Source organism: Embleya hyalina, assembly GCF_003967355.1.
In the GTDB taxonomy this organism is placed as follows: Bacteria; Actinomycetota; Actinomycetes; order Streptomycetales; family Streptomycetaceae; genus Embleya; species Embleya hyalina.
In genome coordinates this window covers 49,311-61,532 of sequence record NZ_BIFH01000047.1, presented here as the reverse complement: position 1 = coordinate 61,532, position 12,222 = coordinate 49,311, and the positions used below count along the sequence as shown (strand labels likewise).

At 71.4% G+C, this 12,222-nt stretch carries 12 protein-coding genes and 1 pseudogene; 5 read left to right on the top strand and 8 right to left on the bottom strand.

Annotated elements, in window-relative coordinates:
- Positions 1 to 96: 96 nt before the first annotated feature.
- Both EMA17_RS56225 and EMA17_RS54885 read left to right on the top strand, forming a co-directional pair.
- Positions 97 to 372 (top strand): annotated as a pseudogene (locus EMA17_RS56225) (lasso peptide biosynthesis B2 protein); the annotation flags it as partial.
- An 85-nt stretch (positions 373 to 457) separates the two neighbouring features.
- Positions 458 to 763, top strand: coding sequence for a hypothetical protein (locus EMA17_RS54885; protein WP_246127291.1), 306 nt, complete (start codon positions 458 to 460; stop codon positions 761 to 763).
- A gap of 48 nt (positions 764 to 811) precedes the next feature.
- Here the strand turns inward: EMA17_RS54885 and fdxA are convergent, their stop codons facing one another.
- Positions 812 to 1,159, bottom strand: coding sequence for a ferredoxin (gene fdxA / locus EMA17_RS44460; RefSeq protein WP_126642919.1), 348 nt, complete (start codon positions 1,157 to 1,159; stop codon positions 812 to 814).
- A 91-nt stretch (positions 1,160 to 1,250) separates the two neighbouring features.
- On the opposite strand from fdxA, the gene soxR reads away from it, so the two are divergent.
- A complete protein-coding gene (soxR, locus tag EMA17_RS44455; RefSeq protein ID WP_126642918.1) occupies positions 1,251 to 1,715 on the top strand; it encodes a redox-sensitive transcriptional activator SoxR in 465 nt (154 codons plus the stop codon).
- A gap of 94 nt (positions 1,716 to 1,809) precedes the next feature.
- Here soxR and EMA17_RS44450 read toward each other — a convergent pair whose 3' ends face one another.
- Both EMA17_RS44450 and EMA17_RS44445 read right to left on the bottom strand, forming a co-directional pair.
- Positions 1,810 to 2,223 carry a hypothetical protein gene (locus EMA17_RS44450; protein WP_126642917.1) on the bottom strand — a complete coding sequence of 138 codons (414 nt, stop codon included), beginning with the start codon at positions 2,221 to 2,223 and terminating at the stop codon, positions 1,810 to 1,812.
- 265 nt (positions 2,224 to 2,488) lie between these two features.
- A complete protein-coding gene (locus EMA17_RS44445; protein ID WP_126642916.1) occupies positions 2,489 to 2,848 on the bottom strand; it encodes a MerR family transcriptional regulator in 360 nt (119 codons plus the stop codon).
- Positions 2,849 to 2,906: 58 nt separating this feature from the next.
- On the opposite strand from EMA17_RS44445, the gene EMA17_RS44440 reads away from it, so the two are divergent.
- Positions 2,907 to 3,236 (top strand): putative quinol monooxygenase, encoded by a 330-nt coding sequence (locus EMA17_RS44440; protein ID WP_126642915.1) that lies wholly within the window; start codon positions 2,907 to 2,909, stop codon positions 3,234 to 3,236.
- A 116-nt stretch (positions 3,237 to 3,352) separates the two neighbouring features.
- Here the strand turns inward: EMA17_RS44440 and EMA17_RS44435 are convergent, their stop codons facing one another.
- Positions 3,353 to 3,547: a DUF397 domain-containing protein gene (locus tag EMA17_RS44435; protein ID WP_126642914.1), complete on the bottom strand. Its 195-nt coding sequence runs from the start codon at positions 3,545 to 3,547 to the stop codon at positions 3,353 to 3,355.
- Positions 3,531 to 4,361, bottom strand: coding sequence for a helix-turn-helix domain-containing protein (locus EMA17_RS44430; RefSeq protein WP_160161788.1), 831 nt, complete (start codon positions 4,359 to 4,361; stop codon positions 3,531 to 3,533). The genes EMA17_RS44435 and EMA17_RS44430 overlap by 17 nt, the downstream gene beginning before the upstream one ends.
- A 334-nt stretch (positions 4,362 to 4,695) precedes the next feature.
- On the opposite strand from EMA17_RS44430, the gene EMA17_RS44425 reads away from it, so the two are divergent.
- Positions 4,696 to 5,076 (top strand): hypothetical protein, encoded by a 381-nt coding sequence (locus EMA17_RS44425; protein WP_126642912.1) that lies wholly within the window; start codon positions 4,696 to 4,698, stop codon positions 5,074 to 5,076.
- Positions 5,077 to 5,099: 23 nt separating this feature from the next.
- Here the strand turns inward: EMA17_RS44425 and EMA17_RS44420 are convergent, their stop codons facing one another.
- From EMA17_RS44420 to EMA17_RS44410, 3 genes are all read right to left on the bottom strand, one after another.
- Entirely contained in the window at positions 5,100 to 5,873 is a 774-nt protein-coding gene (locus EMA17_RS44420; protein WP_126642911.1) for an SDR family NAD(P)-dependent oxidoreductase, read from the bottom strand.
- 79 nt (positions 5,874 to 5,952) lie between these two features.
- A complete protein-coding gene (locus EMA17_RS44415; RefSeq protein ID WP_126642910.1) occupies positions 5,953 to 7,458 on the bottom strand; it encodes a M1 family metallopeptidase in 1,506 nt (501 codons plus the stop codon).
- Positions 7,458 to 11,342 (bottom strand): Pls/PosA family non-ribosomal peptide synthetase, encoded by a 3,885-nt coding sequence (locus EMA17_RS44410; RefSeq protein ID WP_126642909.1) that lies wholly within the window; start codon positions 11,340 to 11,342, stop codon positions 7,458 to 7,460. The genes EMA17_RS44415 and EMA17_RS44410 overlap by 1 nt, the downstream gene beginning before the upstream one ends.
- Positions 11,343 to 12,222: the final 880 nt, after the last annotated feature.

Below are 12,222 nucleotides of genomic sequence, written 5' to 3'. Positions count from 1 at the left end.
TGGAAGGCCTGTTTCGAACCTCAGCGGGCTCCTCGCGTAGCGCCGCGTTCAAGGCTTCGATGGTTTGGTCCGGCTTGCCCCGGAGCCACCAGGCGCGTGCCATGTGGGTGTGCAGTCGGCCGCGCCGTTCGGGGGTGTCGAAATGCTCTGCCCGCAATTCGCGTCCGGCGTGAACGGCGGCCCCGCGTCACCCGGTTCCCGGCGGACACCCACCTCGTCCACCGCGTCGCCCGATGGTGCCCCACCCGTGCGGCCTGCCTCGAACAGACCACCGCCGCGCTCCTGCTCCTTGCGTTCCACGGACACGGCGCCACATGGTGTCAAGGGATCGCGCCCGACCCGGTCCGACTCCACGCGTGGATGGAGCAGACCGAGACCGGGCATCACGTCGAGGAGCCGGTGGAGACCACCGCCTACACCCCTGTTCTGCGTATCCCCGGGAGGCGATCCCATCGGCTTGACCCACCCCGAGTTCGAGCGCGCCACCGAATCCCTGGCCATCGGGCCCAGGCGCCACGATCTGTTGGACACATACCTGCGCTGGACGAACGACCCGATGGTCATGCGCGGCAACGGTCGCTTCGAGCCGGAGGAACGTGAAGCACTCCGCCTTCCGATCGGCACCGCGACCTCGTCCATCGAACACCCCATTGCCGCGGCCGAGTTCTTCATCGGCCTGGGCGAGGAAGGCCGCGGCCGAGGACTCGCGGCCCCCGCCGCCGCAGTGCGCTGTGGGCCGGCAGTCGAGTGGACGAAGTCCTGATGGACGCCATCTCGACGTCGTCGGAACCGGCCTGAATGGCCGACCGGGTCAAGCCGAGTGGCCCGGGAGGGCGGTGACGGTGTCCTGGAGCGGGAGTTCGGCCACGAATGGGTGGTCCCGGCCGGTAGGGCCGACCTTCGTGCTGCCGCCGGGGTCGCCGAGGGTGGCGAAGAACTCGGCGTTCACGTCGTTGAAGTGCCGCCACTCCTGCGGCGTGTCGTCCTCGAAGTAGATCGCTTCGACGGGGCATACCGGCTCGCAGGCGCCGCAGTCGGTGCACTCGTTCGGTTGGATGTAGAGCATGCGCTCGCCCTCGTAGATGCAATCGAGGGGGCATTCGTCGATGCATGCCTTGTCGGTGACGTCCACACAGGGCAAAGCGATCACATACGTCATCGAACTGCCGTCCTTTCCGGGTCGTTCGTACCGCTCCGACGCGGCCGACCGTATGACCTCAAGTAATGTCGAGGTCAACAGGAGGCCGCCCATGACGAGTTACCGTTCCGGTGAGGTTCGGGCCCGCCCGGACGACTGGCTGACCATCGGAGAGGTGAGCGCCCGGACCGGGGCGGCCGTCTCCGCTCTGCGGTTCTACGAGGAACTCGGCCTGATCGCGTCCGAACGCGACGATCGCAACCAGCGCCGCTACCCGCGCCACATGCTTCGGCGAGTCGCGTTGATCTCGGTGGCGAAGCGGATCGGCATCCCGTTGCAGGACCTCCGGGAAGCGTTCGCCGATGTACCCCTCGACCGTCCGCCCAGCCACCGGGAGTGGCAGCGCGCCTCGCGCGGCTGGAAGCGGCGACTGGAGGAGCGTCGGCAGACCATCGAACGCCTCGAAGCCGAACTCACCGGGTGCATCGGCTGCGGATGTCTGTCGATGAGGGCATGCGCCCTGCTGAACCCGGACGACACGCTCGGCGGGGAGGGCGTCGGGCCCCGGCGCGTGTGAGCGGACCCGCGCCCCCGACGCCCGGCACGCCGCCGGTCGCCCCGACGGGCCCGGACCGTTGTCGCGGTCCGGGCCCGCCGGGGCGGACGATGGATCAGGCGACGCCGTACTTCCAGGACGAGCACGGCCCGGTGGCGCTGTTCCGGCACACCCGCATCCGCAAGACGTCGCCGTCCCTGTAGTAGGGCGTGTAGGTGAAGGACACCTTCTGCCCGGCGCCCTTGTTGTTGACGTACGTACGGGTGTTGGCCCAGACGCCGTAGATGTCCTCCTGGAACTGGATGTAGACGCCGTAACCGTCGGCGTATCTGTCCGAGATGTAGCCGTTGTTGGTGATGGGGCTGTAGAAACCCTGGGCGACCAGCTTGCCGCTGGTGCCGGTGCCGGTCCACGCTTCGGCGTACAGGGTTTCGGTGGCATTGGCCTGGCCGGTCATGGTGACGGCCGTGGTGAGTGCCATGGCGACGGCCGCACCGGCCTGGGCAATGCGCTTGGTGATGGTCCGCAAGGGAGTCTCCTTCCACCTGGGGGTTTTCCGCCAAGTCTCGGGTCGCGCCCGCCGCCACCGCCAACCCCGGAGCGCATTGTGGACAGCGTCGTCTCGCGGATGGGCCGACCGCTTGCGGAATCGGAAGGATTCGTTCTGCTTCCGGCTCGCCGGGCCTGCGGCGGCGTCAACCCCGTGAACACCGGCGCCGGTTCGCGGTCCGCCGCCGAGACGACCCCCACGCCCGTACCAACGCGAATACGCCGATCGAGTCGCGAGACAACCCTTAGGCGAGGATCCGTTCGCGGGTGCGGGTGGCGGAGATGAGGCCGGCAAGGGAGGTGCGGGTTTCCGAGAGCGCGGAGATCCGGTTGTCCAGACCTTCGAGGTGTTCCTGGAGGGTGTCCAGCGTGCATTCGGCGATCGTGCCGTCTTGGCGGATGCACGGCTGTAGGTCGCGGATGACGCGGGTCGGCAGGCCGGCGTCCAGCAGCGCGCGAATGCGGCGGACCACGGCGGGGGCGCCGTCGCCGTAGCGGCGGTGGCCGCTGTCGAGGCGGTCGGGCTCCAGGAGGCCCTGCTCCTCGTAGTAGCGCAGCATCCGGACCGGGGTGCCCGTGATGGCGGCGAGTTCACCGATCTTCATGTGCCGCTCCTCACATCCCCTTGAATCTCACATCGATGTGAGATCTTAGCGTGGGGTCATGACGAACACGGCTCGCCCCCTGGCCCTCTACGGTTTCCTGCGCCCCAAGCCGGAGTACGCGGACGAAGTCCGGCGCGTCCTCACCTCTTTCGTGGAACCCACCCGGCAGGAGCCCGGCAACCTGCAGTACCACCTCCACGAGCACGAGGACGGCCGCTTCTTCCTCTACGAGGTCTGGCGCTCCCGGGAGGACCTGGACCGGCACAACACGATGCCCTCGCTGCGCGCCTTCATGGAGAACCTGTCGACCTACCTGGAGGAGGCCCCGGAGGTCTACTTCGACACCATGCTCAGCCCGTACGCCGAGGCGGAACCGATCCCCGCGTGAGGCGGGCAAGTGCCCCGGCCGCATGGGAATTCGACCCCCGAGCCCATCGACCGCACATGCAAGGCGCTCGACCGGAAGTCCGGTCGAGCGCCTGCGGGTCTTCGTGTCGAGCACGGTCAGACCGCACGCAGCGTCGACAACAGCGCCGACCAGGAGCCCGGGGAAACAACGAGGTGACCAGCACTCGGGTCCTTCGAGTCCCGAACCGGCACGCCCGCGAAACCGGGGGCAACTTCAAGGCAGTTGCCGCTGTTGCCACTGAAGCTCGACTTGCGCCAAGGCGCGACGGCCGAGTCAAATGCAGTGCTCATCAGGATTCTCCAGGAGTTTGCGCAAGTGATTCACTGTCCGACCAGGGGACAAAGCGTCGGCTTTGGCCAGATCGTAACGTCGTTCGACTTCACTGACTCCACTTGCTTCCGAGATCAATTGGCCGGTGGTTACCGACTCGATGTACCCAACTTCGCCTTCGGGCAACGTCATCAGTAGGAAGCTTCCGTTCATGGCGGCGTGCACAGTGGCAGTGATGGGCAACACCTGAAGCACGATGTGCGAATGCTCCGCGACGCCGATCAGGTGCTCCAACTGTTCCTTGACGACGGCCGGGTCCATCTTCGCGAGTCGAAGTAGCACCGGTTCGTCGATAAGCGCCCACATTTGCGGCGGAACCTGACGAAACAACAATCGTTGACGCGCCATTCGCCCGGCGACCAGTTCATCGACCGACGCGTTCACGGGACGCATGCCGCTGATCAACGCACGGGCGTAGGACTCGGTTTGCAGCAATCCGGGTAGTGCCTGGGGCTCGAAGAGGCGGATGCGAGTTGCACGCGGCTCGGCTCGCAGCAGATCGCCGAACCACTTCGGGTGGATCGGGTTCTCGTTGTCGATCAGGTCGTGCAGATCGCACAGCAGTCCGTCCCCGCCGAAGCGAGTGTCGACCGCCCGAGTGAAGGACCACGCGGGGCGTCGTTCGCCACGCTCGATTTGGTACACAAGCGAACCTGAGCAGTGCCCGATCGCGCCGAGGTCGTCGGCGCTCAGGTTCGCGGCGTTTCGCCGTTGTCGCAGGTGACGGCCGTACACCGTTTGCGCGTTCGATGTCGTTGGCTGGTCGTCCGACACGGTGCTTGCCTCCCGATGTGCTCGGCTCCGCCTGTGCGACGGAATCACTACCAAACGTAGCCGGCGGGGGGTCATTCTGGTGATCACTTCACACATCACGCAAGGCGGAAACAATGCGCAATGGCATGACTTTGGCGGTGTACAGGGTCGACGAAAACGGTACGCGGCTGGTCAAACCACCTACGCTCTACGGGAGTTCGTTGCCGTGGCCGTTCGGCGACGAACCCGTCGACGCCAACCCCCCGTGCACGTGCTCGCCGGGCTGCCGCTATCCGGCACCCGGCACGTCGCCGCTCGCAACCTCGCGGCTGCCCTGATGTCCGAGGCCGACAGCGTGACGAATTCCCTTACCCGGGTGCTCGCTTGGGTGTTGCGGCTGCTCGGCCCCGCGTCCCGCGACCCGCACGAGGGCCGGGGCGGGCGGGCCCTGCGGCCGGGGCGGCCCTGCGCGCCGAAGCCGGCGGTTCGCCGAGGTGGGTGGCGGGACTTCGTGCCGCCCGGTCCCGCCGGCGACGATCCGCCGGTGCAGGACTCGGCGACGGTGGTCCCGCCGTACCTGATGACGCCGGGCGAACTCGCCGAGCGGCGCCGACGGTACGCCGAAGCGGGCGCGACCGAGGCGGGCGCGACCCGGAAACCGGCGCGAAGCGACGCCCGCACGCGGCCCGCCCACGACTGGGCCGTGGCCGCGCGCGCGGCGGGGGTGATGGCGTGACGGCACACGCCGGCCGCCCGTGTTCAGGCTCGCCGGTGCACCACGCGTGCCGACGTCTGGTCCCGGGCCAGCACCGTCATCGTGTCGATGTTCACGTGCGGCGGTCGTGTCGCCACCCACCCGACACATTCCGCGATGTCCTGGGCAACGAGCGGCGTCATCCCCGCGTACACCGCCGACGCGCCCTCGGCGTCCCCGCCGAGCCGGTTCAGCGTGAACTCGGTCTCGACCATGCCCGGATCGATCTGGCACACCCGCACCGGCTGCCCGCGCAGTTCCAGGCGCAACACCCGCGTCATCGCCGTCACCGCGTGCTTGGCCGCGTTGTACCCCGCGCCGCCCTCGTACGGCTCCCGCCCCGCCACCGAGCCGATCGTGATCACCTGACCGTCGCCCGAGGCGAGCAGCAGCGGCAAAAACGCCTTCGTCACCCGCAACGTCCCGAGCACATTCGTCTCGTACATCGCCGTCCACGCCGCCTCGTCGGCCTCCGCGACCGACTCCGTACCGCGCGCGAAGCCCGCGTTGTTGACCAGCACGTCACAACGCTCCACCTCGGCGGCGAACGCGGCGACCGAGTCCGGATCGGCCACGTCCAGCGGCAGCCCCCGGCCCCTTCCGGCGCAGCGCGCGACCACCTCCTCCAACCGGTCCTTGCGCCGCGCGCCCAGCACGACGTCGTAGCCCAGACTCGCCAGATGCACGGCGGTCGCGGCGCCGATCCCGCTGCTGGCGCCGGTCACCACCGCACAACCTCGGGGCGCGGAAGCGGGGTTCGCGGTCTCGTCCTGGCTCATCACGGCATTCCTCTCGTCGACGCCGGCCTCCCCGCACCGTATGCCGGATCGCCCCGCCCCCACATCGCCGCCCTCCGGTTCAGCCGGAGGATCCGCCCTGCCCCGACGTCCAGGGCCACCCCAACCGCCCCCGTCGCTGCGGCGGCGCGGCGGGTGCGGCCGGCGCGGACGGCGGCGCGGAAACGACCTGCCCGACCGGCAGCGGCGGCAGCGCCTCGCGGTCCAACCACGCCTCGAACAACGTGTCCAGCGGCCGGGAGGCGTACCGCCCCGCGTGCGCGATGAAGTCGTCGGTGGTGACCAGCCCGTGTCGGTGTGCCGTGGCCCACTCCCGCAACATCGCGAAGAACGCCACGTCGCCCAGCGCACACCGCACCGCGTGCACGGTCAGCGCGCCCCGCCCGTAGATCCGGTCGTCGAAGATCAGCTTCGGGCGCGGCGACCCGAGCAGCAGGTCCTGCGGCCGCCCGCTCAGGTCGGTGTGCTCGATCGCGGCCTGCACGGCGGCGGTACGCCCGCCCGAGCGCTCGGACCACAACCACTCCGCGTAGCGCGCGAAGCCCTCGTTCAGCCAGATGTGCCGCCACTCGGCCAGACCGACGCTGTTGCCGAACCACTGGTGCGCCAACTCGTGCGCGACCAGCCGTTCGGCCCCGCGCGCGCCGTCCACGTGATTGGCCCCGAAGGTGGCCATCCCCTGGGCCTCGATCGGGATGTCGAGGTCGTCGTCGGTGACCACCACGGTGTACTCGCCGAACGGGTACGGCCCGAACAGTTCCTCGAACAGCGTCATCATCTGCGGCTGGCGGCCGAAGTCCGACCGGAACCGGGACACCAGCCGCCCCGGCACGTGCGCGACCTGCGGTACGCCCGTCCCCGGGAGCGGCACGGTCTCGTAGCGCCCGATCGAGACGGTGACCAGGTAGCTCGCGGTGGGCGCGGGCTGCTCGTAGACCCAGGTGGAGTTCCCGCCCCGGCTGCTGCGGGTGAGCAGCCGGCCGCCGACCACCACGGTGTACATCGACGGCGCGGTGACCGAGATCTGGTAGGCCGCCTTGTCGTCGACCCGGTCGTTGCACGGGTACCAGGACGGCGCGCCGATCGGCTGACCGGCCACGAGCGAGCCGTCGGTCAACTCCTCCCAGCCGACCCCGCCCCAGGGGCTGCGTACCGGCTTGGGATTGCCGACGTAGTGCACCTCGACGGTGAACGCCGCCCGGGCCCGGATCGCTGTGCCGGGGCGCACCCGCAACTTGCCCGCGCGGTGCGTGTAGCGCGCCTGCCGGCCGTCCACGAGCACTCGACCGATGCGGAACTCGGCCAGGTCGAGCACGATCTCGGCGAGCGCGTGCTCCCCGGCCACCGCGCCGATCCGGGCGCCGCCGGCCAGGCGGTTGGGGCCCGGGCGGTAGTCCAGGGTCAACTCGTAGCGGTGTACGCGATAGCGCGGGTCGCCGTGTGTGGCGAAGTACGCCTCGCCGGCACCCGAGCGCGGCCCCTGGTCGATCACCGATTCGTGCTCCGTCCCCGTCGCGCCCACCGTCGCGGGACGAGCCGCGCCGCGCGACGCCGTCTCGAAACGCATTACCGTCGCCAGGCCTCGATCGGATTGCCCAGCCAGCCGGTGTCCTCCGGAACGGTCTCGCCCCGCATCACCAGCGAGGCGGGGCCCAGCGTGCTGCGTGCCCCGATCGTGCTGCCGGGCAGTACGATCCCGCGCGGGCCGAGCGTGGCGCCCTCGCGAAGGATCACAGTATCCATGCGCATGATCCGGTCGTGGAAGAGATGCGTCTGGAGTACGCAGCCGCGCCCCACACTCACCGCGTCCTCCAGGGTGACCAGGTCCGCCTCGGGCAGCCAGTAGCTCTCGCACCACACGCCGCGCCCGATGTGCGCGCCCAGGCCGCGCAGCCACAGGTTGAGCACGGACGTCCCGGACACCCGGCCGACCAGCCACGGCACCGCCAGCACCTCGACGAAGGTGTCGGCCAACTCGTTGCGCCACACGAAGCCGCTCCACAGCGGGTGCTCGACGGGGCGGAAACGCCCGACCAGGAGCCACTTGGCCGCGATCGACACCACGCACGCCGCCACCCCGCAGGCGAGCAGGACCAGGCCGGAGAGCAGCGCGGCCAGGACGAGCGAGTACGTGCCGAGCCAGGCCAGCGCGGTCAGCGTGAGCAGCGCCAGCGCCGCCGAGCACAACACCGGGATCGCCCGGCACACCTCGACCAGGCCGCGCGCCCAGCGCAGCCGGGCCGGCGGGTCGTAGGTCAGCCCCTGGTCGGCGACGTCGGCCGAGCGCGGCAGGCGCATCGGCGGCATGCCCAGGTACGAGCCGCCCTTCTTGGTCTTCTTCGGCGTCGCCGACAACACGCCGACCAGGCCGCGCGCGGGCACCGAACGGCCGGGGGCGGTCATCCCGGAGTTGCCCAGGAAGGCCCGCTCGCCGATCGTCGCCGCGCCGATCCGGATCCACCCGCCGCCGAGTTCGTACGAGGCGATCAGGGTGTCGTCGGCCAGGAACGCGCCGTCACCGACCGTGGTCAGGCTCGGCAGCGCCAGCACGGTGGACGCCTCGACGCCCTTGCCCACCTTCATCCCGAGCGCCCGCAACCACACCGGCGTGAACAGGCTCGCGTAGATCGGGAACAACTTCTCCCGGGCCAGGTCCATCAACTGGGTGACGGTCCACGCCTGCCAGCCGATCCGGCCGTGCAACGGGTGGTAGCCGGGACGCAGGCCCACGCTGAGCAGCCGGACCAGGAGCACGATCGACAGCGCGTACACCGCGGCGAACGCGGCCACCGCCGGCACCAGCGCGAGCAGCGCGCCGCCGAGCGCGGTACCGAGCCCGTCGCCGGGGTGCACGAACGCGCCGAGGACGGCCAGCGCGGGCAGCGCGGCCAGGACCGGGAGCAGCGTCGGCAGCAGCCCGCCGACCCCGTACAGCACCGACCAGTACGCCCGACGCGGCGGCCGGTCGCCGAACCGGCTCCGGTCCACCTTGCCGAGCCGTATCGCCGGCACCCCGCCCCAGCGCCGACTCGGCGGCACGTTGCCGGTGACCGCGGAGCCCGCCGCCACCTCGGCCGAGCGGCCGATCCGCGCGCCCGGGAAGAGCGTGCTGCGGGTGCCCACGATCGCGCCGGCGCCGACCTTGATCGCGCCGATCTCCAGGCGGTCGCCGTCCAGCCAGTGGCCGGACAGGTCCACCTCGGCCTCCACCGCGCAGCCCCGGCCGAGCTTGAGCAGGCCGGTGACCGGCGGCAGCGTGTGCAGGTCGACGTCGCGGCCGACCTTGGCGCCGAGCGCGCGGGCGTAGCGCAGCAGCCAGGCCCCGGACAGCGAGGTCGCCCCGCTCGCGTCGGCCAGCTGCTCGGCCGCCCACAGCCGAAGGTGTACACCGCCGCCGCGCGGATACGTCCCCGGGCGCAGCCCGCGCAGCAGCAGTCGGGCGCCGCCGGCGGAGATGGCCACCCGGCCGGGCGGGCTGAACAACACGACCCAGCCGGCCGCGACCCACCACCAGGACGCGGTGGGCGCCCACGGGTAGTGGCCGAACCAGGCGGCGACGTTGCCGAGCGCGAGCAGGCCGACCGTCCAGCGCAGGCCGATCAGCGTGTACAGCGGGACGAGCAGGAGCAGCTGGGCCACCCGGGCCCGGGTCGGCGTGGGCGCCACCTTGCGGATCGCGCCCGCGTCCTGCGCCGAGCGCTCCAGTCGGCGGGCGAGTTTGCGCAGCGTGGGTTGCTGGTAGATGTCCGCGACCGCGGCCGCCGGATATCGCTCGCGCAGCAGCGTGGTGAGCCTGGCCGCGGCCAGGCTGTTCCCGCCGATCGCGAAGAAGTCGTCCTGCGCGGTGTCGGGGGCGATGCCGAGCACGTCGGTCCACTGCTCGGCGAGCCAGGCCTCGGTGCCGTACAGCTGTTCGGTGGGGCCGGTGTCCTCGGTGTCGGCGAGCGGCCAGGGCAGCGCGTCGCGGTCCACCTTGCCGGAGGTGCGGGTGGGCAGGTCGGCGACCGGGGCGAGGCGGGGTACGAGGGCGGCGGGCAGTTCGGCGCGCAGCCGGGCGACCGCGTCCTCGCGGTCCCAGCCGTCGCCGGTGACCAGGTAGCCGACCAGGAGCTGGTTGCCGCCCTTGACGGTGCGGACGGCCGCGGCGGCGCCCACCACGCCGGGCAGCGCCTGGAGCGCCGCGTCGATCTCGCCCAGTTCGATGCGTCGGCCGCCGAGTTTGATCTGTTCGTCGCCGCGGCCGACGAAGACCAGGCCCTCGGCGTCGGCGCGGACCACGTCGCCGCTGCGGTAGGCGCGCTTCCAGCCCATCGATTCCAGCGGGGCGTACTTCTCCGCGTCCTTGGCCGGGTCGAGGTAGCGGGCCAGGCCGACGCCGCCGATCACCAGCTCGCCGGTCTCGCCCATCGCGACGGGGCGGCCCTCGGCGTCGACCACGGCCAGCTCCCAGCCGTCGAGGGGCAGGCCGATGCGGACCGGGCCCTCGCCGGTGAGCGGCGCGCCGCAGGCGACCACGGTGGCCTCGGTCGGGCCGTAGGTGTTCCACACCTCGCGACCCTCGGCGACCACCCGCTCCACCAGCTCCGGCGGGCAGGCCTCGCCGCCGAAGATCAGCAGGCGTACGTCCAGCAGCGCCTCGGTCGGCCACAGTGCGGCGAGCGTCGGCACGGTGGAGACCACGGTGATCTCCTGCTCGGCCAGCCAGGGTCCGAGGTCGGCGCCGGAGCGCACCCGCGAGCGGGGCACGGTGACCAGGCAGGCGCCGTAGCGCCAGGCCAGCCACATCTCCTCGCAGGAGGCGTCGAAGGCGACCGACAGGCCCGCCATCACCCGGTCGCCGGGGCCGATCGGCTCCTCCTGGAGGAAGAGGCCGGCCTCGGCGTCCACGAAGGCGGCGGCGTTGCGGTGGGTGACCGCGACGCCCTTGGGCTTGCCGGTGGAGCCGGAGGTGAAGATGATCCAGGCGTCGTCGGCGGGGGTGGGGCGGGCGGGCGGGCGCGGGTCACCCACGCGGGTGACGCGCAGGTCGCGCTCGGCGCCGAGTACGGCGGCCACGCCCGCCTCGCCGAACACCAGGTCGGCGCGCTCGTCGGGGTCCTCGGCGTCGACCGGGACGTAGGCGGCGCCGGCGGCCAGCACGGCGAGGATGCAGATGTACAGGTCGTTGCTGCCGGAGGGCACCCGGACGCCGACCCGGTCGCCGACCCCGATGCCGGCCTCGGCGAGCCGCCGGCGCAGTCCCTCCACCTCGGCGGCCAGGGCACGATACGTGAGCGTACGGCGGCCGTCGTCGAGGGCGGGTTCGTTGGGGTGGGCACGGACGGTGGCGTCCAGGACGTCCACGAGCGTGCGGGGCGTCGACGCGGGCCGTCCGGAGTAGACGGCGGGGGTCGACGTGGGCGCGGTACCGAACGGATCGTCGGTGGCGCGCAGCGGTAGCGCTATGGCCATGAGGTCCTCATCCCTGGTCCCCGTCAAGGCCTGCGATCGGCTCCCCGGGGAGGTGTCGCGGGCCCGGCCCCTGGCCGACCGGGTCGCTTCTCGAGCGTGGCAACCCGACCGACACTAACCCCGTTCGCCCCGGAGCCACGACTCGTGATGCGATCAACTACCTTTGAAACAAAGGGATCTGACGCATCGTCATATATGACTTGACGGTCCGTCAGATTCCATCTCCCCCTGAAACCATGCCTCTTGACGCCTCGTCAGCTCACAACCCGACTTACACACCACCCCGCACTCCTGTGACCCACGCAACACGGTATGCCCGCCCCGACCACCCCGCCCATCGGGCTCGGCCGGACGGATGACGCCGCCCGCGGGGCCGGGCGGGGCTGTCTCCGGCCGATCACTGACCGCGGGCGAGGCCCGGCGCGGAGGCGATCGGAAGGCCGTCCGCCACCGGTGCCGAGGCCGCGCGGGGCAGGTCCGGCGAGGCCGGGCCCCGGCGCGGACGGGTGATCGGGAGGGGCGAGCCGCGGCGCGTGATCGGATCCGGGCAGACTCCGGGCGGGCGGGTGGCAGGCCGGCACATCCGCACCCATCCGGTCCGCGCCGGCCCGGGACGAGCACCCGGGCATGCACGGGAACACCTCGTGCGGCACGCCGACGCCGGCCACATGGTCCGGACGCGGATGGGTGACCACCACCGCCGCGACCGGTCGGCCCGCAGCCCGGATCGCCGCGCGTCGGCCGACGAACGCCCACTGCCGATGACGACCGACCCGTCGGACGCGTTGGCACCAAAGCACCCGACGCGTCGACGTCCGGCCCGTCGGCACCACGTGGCGCGCTCGCGTCCGGCCGAGTCCTCGATACCTCGGATACGGCG

Excerpts from the sequence above, each read along its gene's own strand:
- EMA17_RS44420 (WP_126642911.1), bottom strand. The coding sequence starts at position 5,873 with ATGAGCCAGGACGAGACCGCGAACCCCGCTTCCGCGCCCCGAGGTTGT.
- EMA17_RS44415 (WP_126642910.1), bottom strand. The coding sequence starts at position 7,458 with ATGCGTTTCGAGACGGCGTCGCGCGGCGCGGCTCGTCCCGCGACGGTG.
- EMA17_RS44435 (WP_126642914.1), bottom strand. The coding sequence starts at position 3,547 with ATGAGCACTGCATTTGACTCGGCCGTCGCGCCTTGGCGCAAGTCGAGC.
- soxR (WP_126642918.1), top strand. The coding sequence starts at position 1,251 with ATGACGAGTTACCGTTCCGGTGAGGTTCGGGCCCGCCCGGACGACTGG.
- fdxA (WP_126642919.1), bottom strand. The coding sequence starts at position 1,159 with ATGACGTATGTGATCGCTTTGCCCTGTGTGGACGTCACCGACAAGGCA.
- EMA17_RS44440 (WP_126642915.1), top strand. The coding sequence starts at position 2,907 with ATGACGAACACGGCTCGCCCCCTGGCCCTCTACGGTTTCCTGCGCCCC.
- EMA17_RS44445 (WP_126642916.1), bottom strand. The coding sequence starts at position 2,848 with ATGAAGATCGGTGAACTCGCCGCCATCACGGGCACCCCGGTCCGGATG.
- EMA17_RS44410 (WP_126642909.1), bottom strand. The coding sequence starts at position 11,342 with ATGGCCATAGCGCTACCGCTGCGCGCCACCGACGATCCGTTCGGTACC.